This is a genomic window from Deminuibacter soli (assembly GCF_003412455.1).
Classification (GTDB): Bacteria; Bacteroidota; Bacteroidia; order Chitinophagales; family Chitinophagaceae; genus Deminuibacter; species Deminuibacter soli.
Map to the genome: position 1 here is coordinate 226,827 of NZ_QTJU01000006.1, position 22,496 is coordinate 249,322.

Annotated in this window: 13 protein-coding genes, 1 tRNA gene and 1 CRISPR repeat array; of the genes, 10 read left to right on the forward strand and 4 right to left on the reverse strand. The window is 41.7% G+C overall.

The window, feature by feature from the left end:
• Positions 1-7 precede the first annotated feature (7 nt).
• Entirely contained in the window at positions 8-820 is an 813-nt protein-coding gene (locus DXN05_RS16805) for a 5'-methylthioadenosine/adenosylhomocysteine nucleosidase (protein WP_116848430.1), read from the forward strand.
• 218 nt (positions 821-1,038) lie between these two features.
• Here the strand turns inward: DXN05_RS16805 and DXN05_RS16810 are convergent, their stop codons facing one another.
• Both DXN05_RS16810 and DXN05_RS24960 read right to left on the reverse strand, forming a co-directional pair.
• Positions 1,039-1,359 (reverse strand): hypothetical protein, encoded by a 321-nt coding sequence (locus tag DXN05_RS16810; RefSeq protein ID WP_147313953.1) that lies wholly within the window; start codon positions 1,357-1,359, stop codon positions 1,039-1,041.
• Positions 1,360-1,367: 8 nt separating this feature from the next.
• A complete protein-coding gene (locus DXN05_RS24960) occupies positions 1,368-3,026 on the reverse strand; it encodes a polymorphic toxin type 44 domain-containing protein (protein WP_211330085.1) in 1,659 nt (552 codons plus the stop codon).
• Between the two features lie 155 nt (positions 3,027-3,181).
• Here DXN05_RS24960 and DXN05_RS24505 point away from each other — a divergent pair, with 155 nt between their 5' ends.
• From DXN05_RS24505 to DXN05_RS16845, 6 genes are all read left to right on the forward strand, one after another.
• Positions 3,182-3,649: a DUF3592 domain-containing protein gene (locus DXN05_RS24505; RefSeq protein WP_147313954.1), complete on the forward strand. Its 468-nt coding sequence runs from the start codon at positions 3,182-3,184 to the stop codon at positions 3,647-3,649.
• 552 nt (positions 3,650-4,201) lie between these two features.
• Complete coding sequence (gene cas9, locus DXN05_RS16825; RefSeq protein WP_116848433.1) at positions 4,202-7,873, forward strand: type II CRISPR RNA-guided endonuclease Cas9; 3,672 nt, start codon at positions 4,202-4,204, stop codon at positions 7,871-7,873.
• An 11-nt stretch (positions 7,874-7,884) separates the two neighbouring features.
• On the forward strand, positions 7,885-8,781 hold the full coding sequence (cas1, locus tag DXN05_RS16830) for a type II CRISPR-associated endonuclease Cas1 (protein ID WP_116848434.1): 897 nt from the start codon (positions 7,885-7,887) through the stop codon (positions 8,779-8,781).
• Positions 8,782-8,800: 19 nt separating this feature from the next.
• Positions 8,801-9,136, forward strand: coding sequence for a CRISPR-associated endonuclease Cas2 (gene cas2, locus DXN05_RS16835; RefSeq protein WP_245975235.1), 336 nt, complete (start codon positions 8,801-8,803; stop codon positions 9,134-9,136).
• Between the two features lie 99 nt (positions 9,137-9,235).
• A CRISPR array of direct repeats spans positions 9,236-14,584; the repeat unit is 47 nt; unit sequence GTTGTCACAGATCTAAGCTACAGAATAATTTGAAAGCAAATCACAAC.
• A gap of 219 nt (positions 14,585-14,803) precedes the next feature.
• Entirely contained in the window at positions 14,804-15,007 is a 204-nt protein-coding gene (locus DXN05_RS16840) for a hypothetical protein (RefSeq protein WP_116848436.1), read from the forward strand.
• Positions 15,008-15,068: 61 nt separating this feature from the next.
• Positions 15,069-15,587, forward strand: coding sequence for a hypothetical protein (locus DXN05_RS16845; RefSeq protein ID WP_147313955.1), 519 nt, complete (start codon positions 15,069-15,071; stop codon positions 15,585-15,587).
• Positions 15,588-15,670: 83 nt separating this feature from the next.
• Here DXN05_RS16845 and DXN05_RS16850 read toward each other — a convergent pair whose 3' ends face one another.
• Positions 15,671-16,744, reverse strand: coding sequence for a Gfo/Idh/MocA family protein (locus DXN05_RS16850; protein WP_245975236.1), 1,074 nt, complete (start codon positions 16,742-16,744; stop codon positions 15,671-15,673).
• Between the two features lie 196 nt (positions 16,745-16,940).
• On the opposite strand from DXN05_RS16850, the gene DXN05_RS16855 reads away from it, so the two are divergent.
• Complete coding sequence (locus tag DXN05_RS16855) at positions 16,941-17,732, forward strand: MBL fold metallo-hydrolase (protein WP_147313956.1); 792 nt, start codon at positions 16,941-16,943, stop codon at positions 17,730-17,732.
• A gap of 14 nt (positions 17,733-17,746) precedes the next feature.
• Here the strand turns inward: DXN05_RS16855 and DXN05_RS16860 are convergent, their stop codons facing one another.
• Positions 17,747-19,474 carry a tetratricopeptide repeat protein gene (locus DXN05_RS16860; RefSeq protein ID WP_116848525.1) on the reverse strand — a complete coding sequence of 576 codons (1,728 nt, stop codon included), beginning with the start codon at positions 19,472-19,474 and terminating at the stop codon, positions 17,747-17,749.
• Between the two features lie 306 nt (positions 19,475-19,780).
• Between DXN05_RS16860 and DXN05_RS16865 the strand changes: the two genes are divergently transcribed.
• Positions 19,781-19,865 (forward strand) — tRNA-Ser (locus tag DXN05_RS16865).
• A gap of 753 nt (positions 19,866-20,618) precedes the next feature.
• Positions 20,619-22,361 carry a P-loop NTPase family protein gene (locus tag DXN05_RS16885; protein WP_116848442.1) on the forward strand — a complete coding sequence of 581 codons (1,743 nt, stop codon included), beginning with the start codon at positions 20,619-20,621 and terminating at the stop codon, positions 22,359-22,361.
• Positions 22,362-22,496 lie beyond the last annotated feature (135 nt).

The window sequence follows — 22,496 nt, forward strand, 5'->3', positions numbered from 1 at the left end:
ATAAACAATGTATAAACGGATAAGTGTACTGCTTGCAGTGGTATGTTGTAGTATGTATACAAGCGCACAGCAGGCTAAAACAACCGGTATACTCGGCGCTTTTAATGCCGAAACCAACCTGCTCGTTGCACAATTGCAGCAACCCAAAGAGCAGGTAATACAAGGCATTCATTTCAGCGAAGGCACATTAAACGGTGCACATGTGGTAATTGCACAAACGGGTATTGGCAAAGTTAATGCAGCCATTACTACTACACTTATGGTTGAGCACTTTATTCCTGCAAGTATAATTTTCACCGGTATAGCGGGTGGTGTCAACCCCAGCCTTGCCCCTGGCGACCTGGTTATCGGCACCACTGTTGCTTATCACGATTATGGCTCCGTCAATGCAAATGGCATGCTGCACGAGGCCACGCGCAACCCCGTTACTGCGCAAAACAACCCTTTATTTTTCCCGTGCGATTCATTGCTGGTGCAACTGGCCGTGCATAGCAGCAAGCAGCTGCAGTTCCAGAAAGCGGGCATTCCCAATGCAGCCGTGCCTGTAGCCACTACCGGCACCATTGTAACGGGCGATGTGTTTGTGTCGTCTGCAGCAGCAACAGAGCAGTTGCGCACACAGCTGCATGCGGATGCCACTGAAATGGAAGGCGCTGCCGTAGCACAGGTATGCTGGCAGCAACACATCCCTTTCCTGGTTATACGCAGTGTAAGTGATAAAGCCAATGGCACTGCCGCGGCGGATATTGTGCAGTTTTATACAACGGCTGCGCATAATTCAGCGATGCTGGTGAGGGAGATGATGAGGGAGTTGAAATAATTTGACGCATATAAAACAATAAATTATTTGTCATTTTGTTACTCAATTCAAACCAAACAAACTCATAACAGAGGCCGTATGTGGTAGCCTCTACTATCAACACCATAGCATCTCAACTTATAACACGAATATTCTTGTTGGCTTCATAAGCTAAATACCCCAAGCTCATCTTTGCTCTTTAAAAGGCCTTCTCACATCATATAAAAAACACTTAAACTTCATCTAACATCTACCAAAAGAGTGTCTGCCTTATTAGTATAGTTATTAAAGCCTGTGTCAGTTAATACAAGTCGCAAAGAAATGTCATTGATTAAATCAGATGCCTTTAAACAATTATATTTATCACTAATCCATACTGGCTTTTTAAGACCTGATTTTCGAACTTGAATCACATCATTGGTTGTAGCTCCTAACCCGACGTAATAAATTTCAATTTTTTGACCGTTAGATGTAGTATGTTCTGTTAAAAGCCTCTCGTCTTTTTCAAACAAACTGCAAGATTGAATAATCAAGGTAGTCAAGATTACTGTTATGTTCATTTTCATATTTATTCTTCCTCGTTGAGATTTTTTTTATTGTTGTCATAATATCGAAATCCCTGTTTGATCATTTTTTGATCATCCGGATCATCTCCATACGGCGGTAACATATCTCCCCGCACAGTCCTTGTTTCGCCAAAGCCAGCACTAATTTCATTTGTACCATAGCGCTGCCATTCAGGTTTTGAAGTCCCAGCTTTCATTTGTGCGCTGCCAGCCTGTTGTAATAAAAACTCCTCTGTAAACATAAAGAAACCAAAGACTTTACCAGTAGCTCCATAGTGGTAATTGCCTAAATCTGGAGCTGTGTAATTCGATCCTTGAAAAGCAAACTGGGTTTTAGATTCCTTACCCTTATCAAATGCATTGGCTAATCCATAAATTGTTTTCTGATTATTTTTCAAATCCCATTCTCCTTTATTTTTCACCAGGTTTTTAAATGTAAATGGGCTATGCGATCCTTGGGCTTCCTTGATGTTACTGTTAAGCAAATTTTTGAATATCTTATTTGCATCAATAGTTTTACCTAGCTCACCTATTCTTGTTAATTTTTTCCCTTTTTGCAAAAACACTAAATTATCTTTCCCGTATTTCTGAACTACATACCCCCTCTTATCGACAATAATTGTATCTCCTAATGGATCATTAAATAGTATAGGATCATTCCCCATGGCACTATACAAACTTTGGGAATAATCCGGTTTAGGATCAATCTGCCACCATCTTCCTATTTGTGCATCCAAACTTCTAAATTGCGTCGCGTAAATATCCAACCCACTTCCATCGCTGAATTCATTGTGCTGTAACTCACTTCCCTTATTGTACTTGTATTTATTTTCTAGCTTTCCAGAAGCCTGACTTGAGATCCCCGCCATCGTCAATCCAAATGGGTAGTAGTGCGTCTCTTCCAGCACCGGCCCTCTTGTCTGCACTACCTGCAAATTATCAAAGTATACATCAACAGGGCTTTCGTTGCTACAGTATACATAAATATAACCATTTTTTGCTATAGGAATGGCGGATAAATCAGTGTGATGATCTTTAATTATACTATTATCACCAGACTGGCTAATGCCGCTACCTACACATCGTAACTGCTCGTCAAACAGCAGGTAGTTGATATATGCCCTCGGCTTTGTCGGCGTTGCATTATTGGCGCTTGCCGAGTTTGCTGACTGTGTTGTAATTGGCCCTGCTGTGGCGCTAATGCCCGAAAGCATACCTGCCGTAACGCCACCATGCGCTGCACCAATACCACTGGCGCCGGGGTTCCCCAGCAGTCCGGTAAGTACCGTTAAAAGCGGAACAGCTGTGTTATGATTGTTGTCAACGGCATTCTGAAAGTAATACGATTTACCCCATATGTCTACCTTATCCCCTGCCATTACCTTTAAGGTAATGCCCAGCCCGGTCTGTGTTCCATTACTGTTTAGCTTATACAGCTTTTGGCTCTCCGTATTAACCTGGCTGCTGCTATTGGTATTATAGGGAGGGTTTCCATTGTTATTGGCATAGTTTTGCCCGGCCGCAGCTGTAAACCCTGCCACACTTTGTTTGCTTACAATATTGGCATCCTGTATGTCGTAGTAGTTCTTTTCTACCGCAGTCGCACCGGTTTCAAGCGTAGCTACCGGGTACTGGTCTACCTGGTGCTCATCGGTTAGCACCAGTCGGTTATTGCCAAGGTTATCCTTAACAAAATAATCAAAAGCGTATTTCTCCAGCTTATTGCCATTAAGGTGCCGGCAAAACGTAACAACGACTTATACTTTTGTTTGCATCAAAATTTCAGTATCTTACCTGTCATAAATATCAGCCCTACGTGACCATCCTGTCCCAATTCAAGTTTCATCATACAACTGCGTTTTCCATTCTCATTTTAACAACTGCGGCCATCTGCAACTACTTTGTTTTCTTTGCAGTTATATATCCTGCATATACAAAACTCGTACACAGCATTCGTACATTTTTATATGGAGAACGTGTAATAGGGCGCGTTGTAGGCAACGAAACAGAGCAGGATGCAGACATGAGAACACTGCACAAGGCCGTAATAGAGTATCAAACAAAAAGCGGAGAAACACATAGGTTTGCTACAAAAGAAAGTTCAATTCGCAAACCTGTTATTAGTAAAACAGTGCCTGTTGCATATCTACTCTCAACACCAGAAAGCCCCATTATTAATCCAATCCGAACCATAGTTTCTACTACACTGGCTACGTTGTTAATCTTGCTGGTTATGATTTCATTTTCAGCTTTGTGTATTAGTTACGTTGTACATAATAGCTAAACGTGTTCTAATAATAATATAACCACCAACGTTCCTGTGGTTACGTGCATACCACCCTCAGCATAACGAACGTATGCTTACGGTAAACCGTAATACAAACAGCAAAAAGCGCAGTACCTTAACCGGTCTGCGCTTTTTTATTGCCTGAATGAAATAAATAAATGCTAGAAGAATATTTTTCTATATTGTATAATACGGGCCATTATTTCGCCTGCTATTCTTCATTTTTCAACTTAAACCTGCATGCCATGTACTATGCTGCACCTTTCCCTTATTGCACGTACAGTTATAGCAATAAAAAAGCCCCCGATAAACGACGAGGGCAGCGTAAATGTTTTCACAACGGAATAATCCTTATTGTGATTTGCTTCTTTGCTAAAGTAATAAAACTAATGAAAACGCGAAAATCTTTTTTTACTAACAAATTAAAGTCAGGCCTTGGAGATGAGCTCACAAATAATTGAAGTCAAAAATTCTCGGATTCATTAACAAAATCAAAACACACCATACATCCAATAGAAATTTATTTACTTAAATTAAAGAACCATTCACATGAATATTTTAGGACTAGATATTGGCGTTTCGTCCATTGGCTGGGCGTTGATCAACTTTACTGCCGATAAATGGATGATTAGAGGAATGGGCACACGCATCATCCCGTTAAATCCTGATGACAAAGATGAATTCACCTCGGGAAACACAATATCAAAAAACCAGAAAAGAACCCAGAAACGCACACAACGAAAAGGCTACGACAGATACCAGCTTAGGCGAAAGCAGCTTATTTTGTTATTGCAGCAATACAACATGATGCCTGACAACAGCTTGATTCGCCTATCAGCTGAACGCCTGTATGGCTTAAGAACAAAAGCCTTGCGGGAACAGCTTACCCTAGAAGAGCTGGGTAGGGTATTGCTACATTTAAACCAGAAACGTGGTTACAAAAGCAGCCGTAGTGATACTAACCTCGACAAAAAAGATACTGACTATGTTACTGAAGTAAAAAACAGGCACCAGCAACTAAAAGAAAAAAAAGAAACTATTGGAACGCATTTTCACCAAGCACTACAAGCCAATCAACACTACCGGATAAAACAGCAGGTATTCCCGAGAGAAGCATATATAGAGGAGTTTGATGCCATCATCAAGACGCAGCAGCAATTTTATTCATTGCTAACACCAACACTGATTGAAAAAATCAGAAATGAGACAGTGTACTATCAACGCAATCTGAAATCACAGAAAGACCTGGTGAGCATTTGTGAACTGGAAGGCTTTGCCACAAATAATACAACCGGCAAAACTGTACAGGCAGGTCCAAGAGTTGCACCACGAAGCTCACCGCTTGCACAGGCCTGTAAAATATGGGAAACCATTAATACACTTTCGCTGCAAAATAAATATGGCGAAACCTACCTCCCCTCCCAGCAGCAAAAACTACTGCTATTCAACTACCTCGATAACAACGAGCTGCTAACTCAGAAGGAACTTTTCAAACTGCTGGGTTTGAAAAAGGAAGATGGCTGGTACGCAAATAAACAAATAACTAAAGGTTTGCAGGGCAATATCACCAAAACACTTTTACTGAAACAGCTGAAGAACAACAACCGGTCAGCTGAACTACTCAGATTTGATTTGCAAATTGAAACAGGCACAACACCGGCTTATTTAACTGATAAAAAAACAGGTGAGGTTTTAGCAACAAGTGTTCAAAAGCAAATTACCAGGCATTTTGAAAACGAGCCACTGTATAAACTCTGGCACACTACTTATGCTATTTCAGATGTAAAAGAATGTACACAAACATTAATACGCCAGTTTGCTATAGATGAAACAACCGCAAAAAATATTGCCAACATAGATTTTAGAAAATTCTCGTTCGCCAATAAATCAGCTAAGGCTATGCGGAAAATAATTCCGCATTTGATTGATGGCCATGTTTATAGTACAGCCTGTGCATTTGCCGGATACAACCACTCTAATTCATTAACTTCAGATGAACGCCTGCAGCAACTGCTTGCAGATAAATTGGACACACTACCCAAGAACAGTCTGCGACAGCCGATTGTAGAAAAAATACTAAATCAGCTGATTAACCTGGTAAATGACATCATAGCAATACATGGAAGACCCGACGAAATAAGGATAGAATTGGCGCGTGAGCTGAAACAGAGCAAGGAAGAGCGAAATAACACTTTCATGCAAATAGCAAAACGGGAAAGGGAAAATAAAGCCATCATCGATAGGATTGAAAAAGAATATGGTTCTTTTGGTGTAAGGGCAACAAGAAATACTATTATTAAATGGCGCTTATTTCATGAAATCAATGGGCAGGATGTTAAAACGAATGCTACTTGCATTTACTGTGGAAAACAGTTCGGAATAACAGATGCATTACAGGGTAATAGCATTGACGTGGAACATATTATACCTAAATCCAAACTTTTTGATGATTCACAAAGCAACAAAACGCTAACACACCGCAGATGCAATGAGGACAAAGACAACAGAACAGCTTATGACTTTATGAAAAGTAAAGGAGACAGCGCTTTCTCCAGCTATTTGCAAACCATAGATCATTTGTATAACAACAAAATCATCAACAAAACCAAGAGAGATAAACTATTGATGCCGGCGGACAAAATACCGCAGGATTTCATAGACCGGCAACTACGCGAAACACAGTACATATCAAGAAAAGCGAAGGAGCTGTTGGAAAAAGTATGTTACAATGTTTGGACAACCAGTGGCAGCGTAACCGCCTACCTGCGACACATATGGGGCTGGGATGATGTACTCGTTAATCTTCAGCTACCCAAATATCGCGAACTGGGTTTAACTGAATATAATAACGATAAAGAAATAATCAATGGCTGGAGCAAACGTGACGACCATCGCCATCACGCCATAGACGCCCTTACCATAGCTTGTACAAGGCAGGGATTTATTCATCGTATCAATACCCTGAATGCACAAAGTACAAGGGATAACATGTATAATGATCTGCAAAAAAACGAATCAACTTTCAACAAACGAAAACCGCTGTTAGAAGCCTACCTTGCTGCCCAAAGGCCTTTTACTACCATCCAACTAGAAAACGTGGTATCCAGCATCCTTATATCTTTTAAATCGGGGAAAAAATCAGCGACTACAGGTAAGCGAAAAGTAAAAATACAGGGTAGCAAGAAGGTAGTGCAAACAGGCATCATCATCCCCCGCGGAGCACTAAGCGAGGATACTGTGTATGGAAAAATAAAAGTCATTGAAAAGGAAAAGCCAGTAAAATACCTCTTTGAAAATCCTGACCTCATTTTCAAACCGTATATCAGGAAATTAGTCGAAGACAGACTAAAACAACACAACAATGATACCTCCAAAGCATTATTGTCCTTGAAAAAGGAGGCAATTTATCTCGATGAAGCAAAAACAAAAATATTGCAATATGGCACTTGTTTTAAAGAAGAATATGTAGTCAAATACCCAATAGAAAGCATAAAAATCAAAGACATCCCTTATATCATTGACCGTCATGTGCAGCGGATTGTTCAGAAAAGACTTGAGCAATTCGATAATAAAGAAAAAGATGTCTTGAAGGATTTACAAAACAATCCGATCTGGCACAATGAGGAAAAGAGAATTCCCGTAAGATCTGTACGTTGCTTAACTGGCTTAAGCATAGTGGAACCTGTTAAGCAAGATGAAAAAGGCAACAACATTGGTTTTGTAAAGCCAGGCAACAACCACCATGCAGCAATATATATTGATGCGAACGGAAAAAAACAGGAACATATATGTTCATTCTGGCACGCCGTTGAAAGAAAAAAATACGGCATTCCGGTAATTATTACCCAGCCTGCAGAAATCTGGAATATTATTCTATCCAGCGGCAAAGAATACCCGCAAAGTTTCCTGGAAAAACTTCCAAACGACCAATGGCAATTCCTGCAAAGTCTGCAACAAAACGAGATGTTCATTATTGGCTTGTCACAGGAAGATATCGTACAAGCATTGCAAAAAAATGACAAAAAAACACTTAGCCCATACCTGTTCAGGGTAAGGAAATTAACAGCCGGAAGCTACTGGTTTCTGCATCATCTGGAAACACAGCCGCTCGAAAGCACACAAGATAAAAAAGCTGGTAGAGTAGTTCAGGCAAGCGCTTCAACATTTAAAGGGTATAAAGTAAAAATAACAATAACCGGGGATATTACGCAACCGGTTTAAATTCATACAAAATGATAAAGCGTACACTTTACTTTGGCAACCCGGCTTATCTTAAAACCAGTAATGAGCAAATGGTAATAGAACTGCCTGAAAGTGGAGAAACCAAATCAGCCTCTATCGAGGACATCGGATTATTAATATTAGACCATCAGCAAATAACCCTTACACAGGCGTTAATAACCAAGTTGCTGGCCAACAACGTAGCCCTGGTAACCTGCGATGGAACGCACCATCCTACGGGCATGTTATTAAACCTGGATGGGCATACATTGCAAAGCCAGAAATTTCAGGCTCAGATAGAAGCTACCGTACCCTTAAAAAAACAGCTGTGGCAGCAAACGGTAGAGGCAAAATTAGCAAACCAGGCTGCCGTACTGGCTATTGAAAAGGCAGAAAACAACTATCTACTCAATCTTGCCAAAACTGTAAAAAGCGGAGATGTTGACAATTGTGAAGCAAAGGGTGCGGCTTATTATTGGAAAGCAGTATTTCCTGATTTTTTGGCTTTCAGGCGGGAAAGATATGGTCCGCCGCCAAACAACCTGCTAAATTATGGTTACGCGATTATCCGCGCTATTGTAGCCAGGTCGCTGGTAGGAAGTGGCTTGCTCCCTACCCTGGGCATTTTTCATCGCAATCAATACAATGCTTATTGCCTGGCCGACGATATTATGGAACCTTACAGGCCATTTGTAGATAAAGTAGTGTGCCAGCTGGTGCGTAGCAATGGCAAGTTCCTGGAAATGACGCCAGCCATGAAAACAGCACTACTGGCTATCCCGGCATCAGATGTACTGATAGAAGGACAGAAAAGCCCGTTAATGAATGCAGTGCAAAAAACAACAGCCAGCTTGTCAAAATGCTTTGAAGGTAAGGTCAGAAAGATCACCTATCCAACGCTGAATTAACAAATGCCAAGCTGTTATTATGTTTAACAGATTAAATGCATACCGAATTATGTGGGTGCTCGTATTTTTCGATTTGCCTACAGAGACCAAAAAGGACAGGAAAAACTATGCTGAATTTCGCAAAAGAATTCTGAATGACGGATTCCAGATGTTCCAGTTTAGTATGTATATCCGTCATTGCAGCAGTCGTGAAAATGCGGATGTTCACATAAAACGGGCAAAAAGTATCCTGCCATCTAAAGGCCATGTGGGAATTATGTGTGTCACCGACAAACAGTTTGGCATGATGGAGATTTTCAGGGGCAAAGAGCAGGTTGAAACGCCTGAAACAGTACAGCAACTTGAATTATTTTAAAAAATTACGGACAGGATAAAAATTCTGTAGCTCAGACCCCGATTTTTCATCCTAAAAAACGCCTGTAATGCATACAGGTAAAGGATTACATAAAATTCGGTTGTCACAGATCTAAGCTACAGAATAATTTGAAAGCAAATCACAACATTGAGTTGGATCGCAATGTCTTTTTGTTTGTTGTCACAGATCTAAGCTACAGAATAATTTGAAAGCAAATCACAACAACAAACGTACAGTATATCTCAGCCGAGGCGTTGTCACAGATCTAAGCTACAGAATAATTTGAAAGCAAATCACAACTGGCCAGCGCATTGCGGCAGGAACCGGTTAGTTGTCACAGATCTAAGCTACAGAATAATTTGAAAGCAAATCACAACACCACGCAAACCACTTCAAAACCTAGCTTCGTTGTCACAGATCTAAGCTACAGAATAATTTGAAAGCAAATCACAACTGCTAAAAGCCCCTCGCGATAAGGCTTCCAGTTGTCACAGATCTAAGCTACAGAATAATTTGAAAGCAAATCACAACGCTACAGCAATGACACGCCCCAATTCGCCAGTTGTCACAGATCTAAGCTACAGAATAATTTGAAAGCAAATCACAACCGTAATAGTAAGCGAATCGCGATAAGCCGTGTTGTCACAGATCTAAGCTACAGAATAATTTGAAAGCAAATCACAACCCACGTCCAGCGCTTTACCTGTGATAAGTGTTGTCACAGATCTAAGCTACAGAATAATTTGAAAGCAAATCACAACCTGGTCTTCTTCGCTTGGTGGCGATGTAGTGTTGTCACAGATCTAAGCTACAGAATAATTTGAAAGCAAATCACAACGAGCAATCGTTAGATCGCGTAGTTAAAGCAGTTGTCACAGATCTAAGCTACAGAATAATTTGAAAGCAAATCACAACGCCCTGATGTAATTGCAGAAGTTAACAAAGTTGTCACAGATCTAAGCTACAGAATAATTTGAAAGCAAATCACAACTGGACAGCAGCGTCCAGTCAAGGCCAGAGCGTTGTCACAGATCTAAGCTACAGAATAATTTGAAAGCAAATCACAACAAGACTTGTCACTGATCAAAGGCGCTATAAGTTGTCACAGATCTAAGCTACAGAATAATTTGAAAGCAAATCACAACCGGACTGGCGCCTGCATCTTTCAGGTAAGTGTTGTCACAGATCTAAGCTACAGAATAATTTGAAAGCAAATCACAACTCTTTAATATCTTCTCTTTTTATTTTCATGGTTGTCACAGATCTAAGCTACAGAATAATTTGAAAGCAAATCACAACTGTTGGCGTTGACGGCCCAATGACGGGTATGTTGTCACAGATCTAAGCTACAGAATAATTTGAAAGCAAATCACAACGGTAAAACGCTTGCCACATTTTCAGCGTTTGTTGTCACAGATCTAAGCTACAGAATAATTTGAAAGCAAATCACAACAGGGACGCCATGATTGAGCATATATTCTATGTTGTCACAGATCTAAGCTACAGAATAATTTGAAAGCAAATCACAACATAATAAGGTGGTGCACTATAACAGGCTTGTTGTCACAGATCTAAGCTACAGAATAATTTGAAAGCAAATCACAACAGCCCTAGAATTGTGCCCTCTAGTACCAAGTTGTCACAGATCTAAGCTACAGAATAATTTGAAAGCAAATCACAACAACCCACTCATATACCTGTTGAAAGGTTAAGTTGTCACAGATCTAAGCTACAGAATAATTTGAAAGCAAATCACAACATAATAAGGTGGTGCACTATAACAGGCTTGTTGTCACAGATCTAAGCTACAGAATAATTTGAAAGCAAATCACAACAGCCCTAGAATTGTGCCCTCTAGTACCAAGTTGTCACAGATCTAAGCTACAGAATAATTTGAAAGCAAATCACAACAACCCACTCATATACCTGTTGAAAGGTTAAGTTGTCACAGATCTAAGCTACAGAATAATTTGAAAGCAAATCACAACGTCCGCGTCGAACTTCAATCCGAGCAGCACGTTGTCACAGATCTAAGCTACAGAATAATTTGAAAGCAAATCACAACTCATGCCGTTTAGATGTATGTTAGATGGCAGTTGTCACAGATCTAAGCTACAGAATAATTTGAAAGCAAATCACAACTGGACTGGCGCCTGCGTCTTTCAGGTAAGTGTTGTCACAGATCTAAGCTACAGAATAATTTGAAAGCAAATCACAACCACATTCAACTACTATCCATATATAAGCAAGTTGTCACAGATCTAAGCTACAGAATAATTTGAAAGCAAATCACAACAAACTGCCAGTAATTGTACTGGCCATTAAAGTTGTCACAGATCTAAGCTACAGAATAATTTGAAAGCAAATCACAACATACATAAACGAAGATGCAGAAAGCAGATTGTTGTCACAGATCTAAGCTACAGAATAATTTGAAAGCAAATCACAACAGAGAGATATATTCCGTGTTGATCTGCTCGGTTGTCACAGATCTAAGCTACAGAATAATTTGAAAGCAAATCACAACACGATTCCATAGACTTACCCAATCTTTGGCGTTGTCACAGATCTAAGCTACAGAATAATTTGAAAGCAAATCACAACCCCTCGCATTTTAGCATCTATAGCCTGCATGTTGTCACAGATCTAAGCTACAGAATAATTTGAAAGCAAATCACAACGGGTCACGAGTTGTGCCCACCAGACCTACCGTTGTCACAGATCTAAGCTACAGAATAATTTGAAAGCAAATCACAACTCATCTTTGTCAATAATAATAGTCATGCTGGTTGTCACAGATCTAAGCTACAGAATAATTTGAAAGCAAATCACAACATAACAGTAAATCCAAGCAATTCTATTCGTGTTGTCACAGATCTAAGCTACAGAATAATTTGAAAGCAAATCACAACTATCGCATACCCTGGTATAGACCTGCTGTAGTTGTCACAGATCTAAGCTACAGAATAATTTGAAAGCAAATCACAACAAAGAAGTCCGTTGTAGTACATAGCGCATAGTTGTCACAGATCTAAGCTACAGAATAATTTGAAAGCAAATCACAACAGCGCCGTGATTACGCAGCTGAATGATACAGTTGTCACAGATCTAAGCTACAGAATAATTTGAAAGCAAATCACAACCACGCCTCGATAGCAGCAGGTACGAACAGTGTTGTCACAGATCTAAGCTACAGAATAATTTGAAAGCAAATCACAACACATTTCGGCGCCGGTTAAAACAGGGCTGTGTTGTCACAGATCTAAGCTACAGAATAATTTGAAAGCAAATCACAACTGCATCCACATTTTCCATGATAAGCTCATCGTTGTCACAGATCTAAGCTACAGAATAATTTGAAAGCAAATCACAACGTTGGTGGCATATTTACCTTTAATAAACAAGTTGTCACAGATCTAAGCTACAGAATAATTTGAAAGCAAATCACAACCACGCCTCGATAGCAGCAGGTACGAACAGTGTTGTCACAGATCTAAGCTACAGAATAATTTGAAAGCAAATCACAACACATTTCGGCGCCGGTTAAAACAGGGCTGTGTTGTCACAGATCTAAGCTACAGAATAATTTGAAAGCAAATCACAACTATCATTATCCACTCTGTCAATCGTTAATGGTTGTCACAGATCTAAGCTACAGAATAATTTGAAAGCAAATCACAACGGGGAGTATGGCGGGGTCCTTCAGGATCATGTTGTCACAGATCTAAGCTACAGAATAATTTGAAAGCAAATCACAACCATAATTGTGAGTTTTGGTTAAAACGTATTGTTGTCACAGATCTAAGCTACAGAATAATTTGAAAGCAAATCACAACTGGTAATTGCGAGTGTTGAAAGGCGAGCTGGTTGTCACAGATCTAAGCTACAGAATAATTTGAAAGCAAATCACAACAGATCGACCGTGATTTGCAGATTTTGGACGGTTGTCACAGATCTAAGCTACAGAATAATTTGAAAGCAAATCACAACGCGACGTCGTTAACCGTATATGAGCTGTGAGTTGTCACAGATCTAAGCTACAGAATAATTTGAAAGCAAATCACAACACAAACAAGCCATTTACTTGATGCGCTGGGTTGTCACAGATCTAAGCTACAGAATAATTTGAAAGCAAATCACAACTAGCGGACAACAGCAAAAAACAACTATCTTGTTGTCACAGATCTAAGCTACAGAATAATTTGAAAGCAAATCACAACATGTATAGTAACATGGTCGCATATCTTTAGTTGTCACAGATCTAAGCTACAGAATAATTTGAAAGCAAATCACAACTGTAGCGTTGTCCTGATCCTGATCGTAGAAGTTGTCACAGATCTAAGCTACAGAATAATTTGAAAGCAAATCACAACCATTCAGCTTTGATTTAAGTTCAGCAATTTGTTGTCACAGATCTAAGCTACAGAATAATTTGAAAGCAAATCACAACGTACACCGCAAGATGGCGGCGGCGGTACGTGTTGTCACAGATCTAAGCTACAGAATAATTTGAAAGCAAATCACAACATAGGTATATGGGTTTCGCTTTTCAAAGTGTTGTCACAGATCTAAGCTACAGAATAATTTGAAAGCAAATCACAACCCAAGCAATAACAACGAATTAAGCATGCTTGTTGTCACAGATCTAAGCTACAGAATAATTTGAAAGCAAATCACAACTACTCCAGCTGCCATGCTGCCAAAATGCTTGTTGTCACAGATCTAAGCTACAGAATAATTTGAAAGCAAATCACAACTATCGCTGGGATTGTTGGTGTGCTTATACAGTTGTCACAGATCTAAGCTACAGAATAATTTGAAAGCAAATCACAACTATCGCTGGGATTGTTGGTGTGCTTATACAGTTGTCACAGATCTAAGCTACAGAATAATTTGAAAGCAAATCACAACGGTTCGATTTATCGGCCAGCTACTATTTTGTTGTCACAGATCTAAGCTACAGAATAATTTGAAAGCAAATCACAACCGGTGTGTAGCTCTGCACGAACGGCCTGTCGTTGTCACAGATCTAAGCTACAGAATAATTTGAAAGCAAATCACAACATAAAGCCGTATTTGGTCCAGTTTGAGCCCGTTGTCACAGATCTAAGCTACAGAATAATTTGAAAGCAAATCACAACTTGAGCTTGAAAGTGGCCATAGCACGGCGCGTTGTCACAGATCTAAGCTACAGAATAATTTGAAAGCAAATCACAACCGTGGAGCCAAACTGGATACTAACCGGTAAGTTGTCACAGATCTAAGCTACAGAATAATTTGAAAGCAAATCACAACTATTCAATATCGCTGGCCACATCAGTGACGTTGTCATAGATCTAAGCTACAGAATAATTTGAAAGCAAATCACAACCAAAAAGGAAAAGGAACCACTGAGCCATGAGTTGTCACAGATCTAAGCTACAGAATGATTTGAAAGCAAATCACAACAAGCATGGCTGGACTTAATCCAAATAGCCAGTTGTCACAGATCTAAACTACTAAAAATTCTGCCAGACAATAACTTACCACTACCCTGCTTCTACAAAGCAATCGCCGGCGTTAACATTTAACGCATGCGTTTTACGGTTACCCGTAAAATAAAATGAGGCAGTAATGGTTACTTGCAGCAACAAATAAGTTATCAAACCATCCCGTTAAAAAATATATATGGAATTATTCATTTTTTGCATTGTTTATCTCGCAGGCCTTGCCATAGCCATCCTGTTGCAAATACGTATTATCAGGCATGCAGTAAATGCCAAAGAGCAACTGCTGCATCAGCGCACACAAACACAACTGCTCACACTCATGGCTAAAAAAATGGGCGTTACCGATAGTGAACTCTTTATTGCATTGAATGATATTGTATAAAACAAAGCGCCCCTACTTAACCCTCTTTATCATCAACAAAACTTTATTAAAAAACACACTTATGAAATTTTTAACCCTGTTTGGTATCATTCTTTTTGCAGCATGTGTAGAAAAAGGTCATACCACATATACTACCCAATCCAGATTATCGCATGCTGATTCAATTAAAGTTCGTTCTGAAGTTGATTCTACAGTTAAAGCGATGGAAAAACAAACAATGTTTGATACATCCGGACTATCCCAGGCACCAGTAAAGGTACTTTCAGCAAAATTAACTGAGAGGGAATACAGCACTTATAAAGACATTTATCTCATCTATAAAAATGTTTCTTCAAAAAAAATTGCAGGAATAAAGTTTAGATGGTTTGGTGAAACTGTATTTGGCGATCCGGCAGATATGGGCTCAAGCACGCTTGCTGAAGGCTTTGGCGGAGGATTTACAGATGAACCGCTCAATCCCGGTGAATCAGATTCAGGTAAATGGGACATATTAAGCAGGAACGGTAAAAAGGTAGTATTAGCATGGCCTACCGAAATTATTTACGAAGATGGAAGTAAATGGAAAATTGGGGAAAGGTAGACTTATTTTCATCGGCCGGCGTAATAAAAAACAGGGCTGGCATTTCTTGCACAGCCCCATCTTCCTGTTTATAACATTGCACTCTATTTTTTCAACACAATCCTCCTCCCCTCTTTGGCAGATTGGCTGGCGGCTTCCAGTATCTGCACCACAATTAAGTTGTTGGGCAGGGATGACAGGTCGTTGCCGGGGTTCACCTTACCGCTCAATACGGCTGCCAGGTAAGGTATATTATCCTGGTATTGTGCGCCGTGCACTTCCAGCATAGCAGTGCTGTCGTTAATGCGTTGCTGCAGTTTGTTGGCATTAAGGGCATGCAGGTAGCCATCTTTGCCAAACACTTCAAAATCTTTAATATTAAAAGGCCAGTTCCACGAGGCTTCTATAATACCGGTGGCATCAGCATATTCAACCAGTATGGTGGCATCATCATCTACCTTCGGGTATACATCCGGTTTAATGTGCCGGGTAACGGCAGTAACGGCAACCGGCGTTTCGTTCTTCATCAGCCAGGTCATCAGGTCGGCGCCGTAGCAACCAAAATCACGTATAGCACCGCCGCCGTTTTGTATGGGGTCGGTAAGCCAGTTTAAAAAATCTTTACTGCAGCCAATTTCCTTGGGGCCTTTATGCCCGTCATGCACAATCATTTTGCGCACGGGGCCAATGGCATTGCTGCTTACCATATCATTAATCTGCTGGTTGGTATTGTACCAGGTGGTTTCGTAATTGGTTAGCACCGGTATATGGTATTGTGCGGCCAGCGCGGCAATACGCTGTGCATCTTTCACGGTAGTAGCCAAAGGTTTTTCTACCATTACGGGTATATGCCGCGGCGCACAAAACTCCACCACGCTCAAATGCAGGGCAATGGCATTGTAGGCAAGCACCGCATCCGGGTGCACATGCTGCACCAGTGCATCCAGCGTTGGGTAAAACAATGAATCGGGGAGATTGTACGTTTTTTTATAGCGCGCCACCAGCTGCGGGTCAGCCTCCGCAATACCGGCAATAATTACTTCACCACGTTTGTACTGGTGCATAATATTGTGCGCATGGTCGTGTGTTAAACCCGCCACAGCTACGTGTAACAATTGCTGGGCATGTGCAGTGGCAGCGCCGCAAAACAGGGCGGCCAGTAAGGCAAGTTTTTTCACCTGGTAAAGTTTAAAGTGAATCAATCGGTCAGGTTGTAAAATAACAGATAAATTAATTAAATATCGTTTTAGCAAAAGCTAAATCGGCCAATTACGGTATATTATAGTGTAATGGTTGTATACTTTCAGGCTAAAAAAAGCTGCCGCCATTTTTTCAGTTAAATTTAGGGTAACCGTTATAAAAATCAAACCGCTTATGCAAGTTACCATCACGCAAATCGATACTGCCTGCATGCTCATCTCCGTCAACGGCTTTCACATAGTGACCGATCCTGCTTTCGATGCAGCCGGCAGCCATTACCCGGGTGGCCGCGCAGGCATGCTGGTAAAAACAGGTAGCCCTGCTTTATTGCCTGCACAACTGGGCGCGGTAGATCTTGTTTTAATCAGTCACGATCAGCATAAAGATAATCTTGATAATGCCGGTCGCGAATTTATCAAAACCGTTCCGCTCGTTATTTCTACCAAAGAGGCGCAGCAGCGGCTTGAAGATACACACGTGCATGGCCTCGATGAATGGGAAAGCGTTGCCATACCCAACAATAAAGTGCCTGGCTTAACCATTACGGCAACACCTTGTCAGCACGCACCCAACAAAGAGCTTGACAAAGGTTCTGGTCATGTTATTGGTTTTATCGTTACCTGGCTGGGACAGCAAAATGGTGCGTTATATATATCAGGCGATACGGTTTTGTTCGAAGGCATTCAGGAAATTGCCAACCGTTTTACCATTGATACAGCCATACTGCACATTGGCCATGCAGGTTTTCCCGAGCTGACCGGCGATATGAATTTCACGTTCACCGGCGCCGAAGCCATCGAGGCGGCGCATATTTTAAAAGCCCGCAAACTGGTGCCTACACACATGGAAGGCTGGGAGCATTTTTTAGAAACACCCGAAACTACGTACAGCTTAATCAACGGTTCAGATATCAAAGAAAAGCTGGTGCGTCTTAAACGGGGCGAAGGGGTTACCATTGATATTTAAGTAACCGCCCAGTCCTAATCAATAATACCGGCAGAGGAAGTAATGTGCACATCGGCATATTGCCATGCCTGGTCAAAAGCCAGTTTCACCTGTTGTGCTTCCTGGTGTTTTCCCTGGCCTGTTAACGCATGGTATAAACCTATCAGCGCCCAGCCGTTTTTTCGCCATACCTGCAAATCCTGCCGGTAAACTGTTGCCGCTTCGGCATATTTACCGGCCTTTACCAGCACCGCACCTAAATAATGCCGTACAGAGAAAAACCAGTCAGGCGGCTCATTGTAGTTCAGCTTATCTTCAAGTGCAACTGCTTCTTTCAGCAAAGCAATGGCTGCAGGCAATTGCTTTTGCCTGGCTGCAGCTTCGGCACGCAATACTTTTACTGCAATCTGTACAAGATCTGCTGTAGTATTAATATTCCAAACCGTCAGGTGTTGCAGGCTGGTGTCTGCAGCCAGGGTTTCCAAACTGCCCAGCTCCTTTTGCGCACGGGTCGCGTCATTCTTTCCAAAAAACGCCATACCTCTTGCATAGTGCCACATCGCCTGTACATACACCAGGTCTTGGGGTGGTGCAGGCACGGCAAGCACCGTATCCCACATCCCGAACCTGGCGGAAATATAATAAGGTATGGTATAATAATGCTGCAGAGTGCCCCATCCCGGCATATGCATAACGGTTACCGGCGTTTGTTGCTGCAGTTGTTTAGCCGCATGCCATGCCAGCTGCCAGTTACCTTCCAGTGTAGCAGTGGCCGCCAAAAAATGATAGTTGTGTGGATAATAGGCAAGCGGGTACGCCCCTTGTGCATGGCAGGCCGTGGTATAAGTGCTGTCTGCCGCCAACGCCCGTATATTGGCAACAGAACCTGCATGGTAGTCGCCGGTGTTAATATAAATATGCGAGGGCATGTGCAGCAAATGTCCTGCCCCGGTCACCAGTGTATCCAGTAACCGCGCGCTCGCCAAAGCCTTTTCAGGTGTGGCCGAAGCTTCCAGTGCATGTATATAAAAATGATGCGCGCCCGGGTGTTGCGGGTTAACAGTCATCAGGTGCGTTAGGGTTGCCAGCAACTCCGGCGTCCACGGTCTGGGTTGTTTGGTTTGTTTATCATACAAATCCCAGGGGTGTAAATCCATCAATGCTTCAGCATACAGCGCACCAACATCAGGGTCATCAGGGTAGGCAATATATACCTGCTTCATGGCTGCTGCATAAGCTATATCCAGGGCGCTTCTGTCTGCAGTGGGGTTTGCTGCATACCGGGCAGCCAGCGCAGCAATCAACGCCTTTTCTTTGGCAGTGCATGTTGCAGCGAGTGCCTGCGCTTTAACAACAGCTGCATAAGCACGTTCAAAATTATCTTTCTCCATGCCTGCATTGTAGTTAGGCCCCAGCACATAGGCAAAACCCCAATACCCCATTGCGCAGGTACTATCCAGCCGGGTAATTTCGTAAAACGATCTGGCAGCTTCTGCATGGTTAAAACCATAGGCCAGCATCATGCCCTGGTTAAAATAGGTTTGCGCTTCCTGGCTGTTAGTGGTAATGGTAAAGTCAATACCTTTTAATCCTGCAAACAGGGGCGCTTTTTTGCCGGCAGTATACCATGCCTTATCCGTTACCGGCGGGCTATAACACCCGATAGCCTGTGCTGTAGTACCAGGTTGTTTTTCTTTTGTTTTACCATTGTTGCAGGCAAAAAATATACATAAGAAAATAAAAGGTACATAGCGCTGTTTCATAAAAAGGCTGTTTAGTAAATAAAACACCCGGCAGGTTTTGCTATCTAAAAAGTACGCATTTCCCACGCAAACTGCAAGCGGCATAAATTGATAAACAACGTATTAAAACAACTTGCTGCACTATTTTTTCACAGTGAAACAGATGTGCAGCGAACTTTTTTTAACTTTTTTACAAAAAAATCAACACGCTAAAACCCTTTACTGTCAATGGTTTCAGCAATCATACAAATACGCTGCACCAAAAAATTATGCTATTATGATCATTTTTTTTTGGAAGATCAGATACAGCACTGTTATTTTGCACCCGGAGAGATGGCAGAGCGGTCGAATGCGGCGGTCTTGAAAACCGTTGACTGTTACAGGTCCGGGGGTTCGAATCCCTCTCTCTCCGCTAAGAGGGACTTATCATAAAAGTAATGGTAAGTCCCTTTTTCTTTATAAGCGAAATTGCCCAGCTGGTGGGCAATTAGCTGAAAAATCAAATTCATCTTAGGGGTTCGAAATGCCCGTTTTTCCCGATCATATACAATTCCCTCCGGAAAGATCAGTTTTTGCAATTCCTCTTTTTGGGTCGCTTCGCTGGAACGCCATGCTACAAATAACTAGCAACTTGGGTTATGAGCATTTTAAGAAACAGGCACCACTTGATATAGGTATAGGTTTTAATGAAAGGAAAAACCTTATCAGCACCATAGAGCAGTCCACCTATACTAATACAGCCAAACTTGCCCCTAACCGGATATACATGGGCCGTATATTTTCAGAAGCCGAAGCCATCCGGGATATAGAGAACACGATACAGTCACTGGCAGAAAAACTAAACGATGGTCAATAGTACCTTTTTATATAGGGCACCACGAGGAGCTGGCCCGCGCTGACATACCCACTACTGACCTGCCGGAACATCTGCAGGAGTTGATTCTCCGGTATCATCTTGCCAGCAGGGCTTTAAAAGAAGCAGATCCCGGTACTCAACAAAGGCTACTGCCTATCCTGGCGAAAACGGATACCGTGATTGCTGCCGCTATCCATGAGCTATACCCGCCCGTAGCAGAACCTGCCAAAGTAGATAAGATAAAGCTACTCTCCCTGAAAGCAAAAGCCCTCCGCCTGAAACTACAATAATGATTACAAACATCGTCCTATGTTTACCATCAACAACTATTTTGAGAAAGTAAAAGGCATTGACCGCCATAAACTGCCGGAGAACCTACAGGAGGTGTACGATTTTGTAAAGGAGGTCACCGATAACCACAGCACATGGGATTATTATCATTCTGACAAGGATATAAAGGCCACTGTAGACCAGTATCTCGCTAACCTGTCCAGCCTTCCTGCCAAACCGGCTGCCGTCAAAAGACCAGTTGCTAAAAAAGCTACAGGCGCTGTTAGTGAAGCAGCAGCCTATGAGATTGCCAAAAAGTTCATCTATAGCTCTGTCATGAACGGGCAAAGTGTAGCGCAGATCAATAAAAGCATGATGGGAAGCGGTAATGACCGTTTCCATGCCTATGTATTGAAGAACTATATCCATGTAACACTGATAGAGCAACAGAAAGTGACGTTTAAATTTCCGCTGCAAAAGTTGTATAACGAGATATTATCCGAGAAACCGGCAACTGCTCCCAAGGAAGTAGCGGCTAAGAAGGCAGCGCCCAAACCCAAACCAGCCCCACACAAAAGGATAGATACCAGCAATGCCCAGCCGGTAGAAAAAATAGAGGAAGAGGTACGGTTTATAAAACGTTATATCCTGATGCACGATAAGGTAAAGACCGAAGCGCAAATGCTAAACTTTATTAATGCCCTGCAGAAGGCCATTTTAGAAAAACGTATCCGCAAAACCTCTTCCTATGCCAGCCAGATTTCTTACATACAGAGCAACCTGATACGGGTGTATAACAAAATGGGGAAATCTATTCATGTGAAGATCAGCGAGGAAACCCTTACTGAGTTTATGGCAATTGCTGGTTCCGAGAAAATACGGTTATCCGTAGCCTACATGAAAAGGTACATCGGCATCCAGGGTAAGCAGATTACTAAAGACAAGGCAGAACGCCTATATAACCTGATCGCCGGGGATATCAATAAGCGGAAACTGCCAGCTAATGATCCCTACATGGAGCGGATGAAGAAGGTATTACAGTCCTTACGCACTTTTATGAAATCAGCTAAGAAAACTGACACATTACATATCCATCAGACCGTGCTGAATGGTATTCATGATGCCTTGAACGGCTGTGGGTGCGGTTGCGGTGGCAAAAAATGTGGTCATGGCGGTTTACACGGGCTGGAATTACCAGATAATAACCAGCAGGCTCTACCGCCGGATGCGGTGGTGAATAGTATGGATTTTGCCAAAATGCACTTTAAAACGCTTGGCTTTACCGGGAAATGGCTGGAATTAATTGGCGATCCGTCCGGTAATTTTACTGCGATGGTGTTCGGTAAACCTAAAATGGGCAAATCCTATCTCTGTATTGATTTTGCCTCCTACCTAGCTCAAAATCACGGTAGGGTACTGTATGTGGCGAAGGAAGAAGGGCTGGATTATACCCTACAAGAGAAGCTGAATGCAGCCAAACACCCTAATTTGTTTGTAACCGGTGAGTTACAGGCCGATCTTTCACCCTATGACTTTATATTCCTGGATAGTGTTAGTCGGCTGGGGCTAACCCCGGATCAGCTAAGGAACTTGAAAGCACAGTACCCAACCAAATCGTTTATATATGTTTTCCAGTCCACTAAACAAGGGAACTTCCGTGGAGAAAATAGCTTCCAGCACGATGTAGACGTGGTTATTGAGGTGCCGGAAAAGGGTAAGGCGGTGCAGATGGGGAGATTTAATCAGGGTGGGGAAAATCAATTTTTTGATAATGGTGGGTGATAAATTCCTAGCAAGTTTAATTGAGCAATTTTTAGTGATTACAATATTTGTATGACATTATTGAATAAAGGAGAATAAATTGGTAAAATTTATCATGCGAATAAAGTAACTTTTCTGTCCTTTCTTTTTTTTGTA

Bases quoted from the DNA above. Each gene is read 5' to 3' on its own strand.
- DXN05_RS16810 (WP_147313953.1), bottom strand. From the start codon at position 1,359: ATGAACATAACAGTAATCTTGACTACCTTGATTATTCAATCTTGCAGT.
- cas1 (WP_116848434.1), top strand. From the start codon at position 7,885: ATGATAAAGCGTACACTTTACTTTGGCAACCCGGCTTATCTTAAAACC.
- DXN05_RS16855 (WP_147313956.1), top strand. From the start codon at position 16,941: ATGCAAGTTACCATCACGCAAATCGATACTGCCTGCATGCTCATCTCC.
- DXN05_RS16840 (WP_116848436.1), top strand. From the start codon at position 14,804: ATGGAATTATTCATTTTTTGCATTGTTTATCTCGCAGGCCTTGCCATA.
- DXN05_RS16885 (WP_116848442.1), top strand. From the start codon at position 20,619: ATGTTTACCATCAACAACTATTTTGAGAAAGTAAAAGGCATTGACCGC.
- DXN05_RS16860 (WP_116848525.1), bottom strand. From the start codon at position 19,474: ATGAAACAGCGCTATGTACCTTTTATTTTCTTATGTATATTTTTTGCC.
- DXN05_RS16805 (WP_116848430.1), top strand. From the start codon at position 8: ATGTATAAACGGATAAGTGTACTGCTTGCAGTGGTATGTTGTAGTATG.
- cas9 (WP_116848433.1), top strand. From the start codon at position 4,202: ATGAATATTTTAGGACTAGATATTGGCGTTTCGTCCATTGGCTGGGCG.
- DXN05_RS16845 (WP_147313955.1), top strand. From the start codon at position 15,069: ATGAAATTTTTAACCCTGTTTGGTATCATTCTTTTTGCAGCATGTGTA.
- cas2 (WP_245975235.1), top strand. From the start codon at position 8,801: ATGTTTAACAGATTAAATGCATACCGAATTATGTGGGTGCTCGTATTT.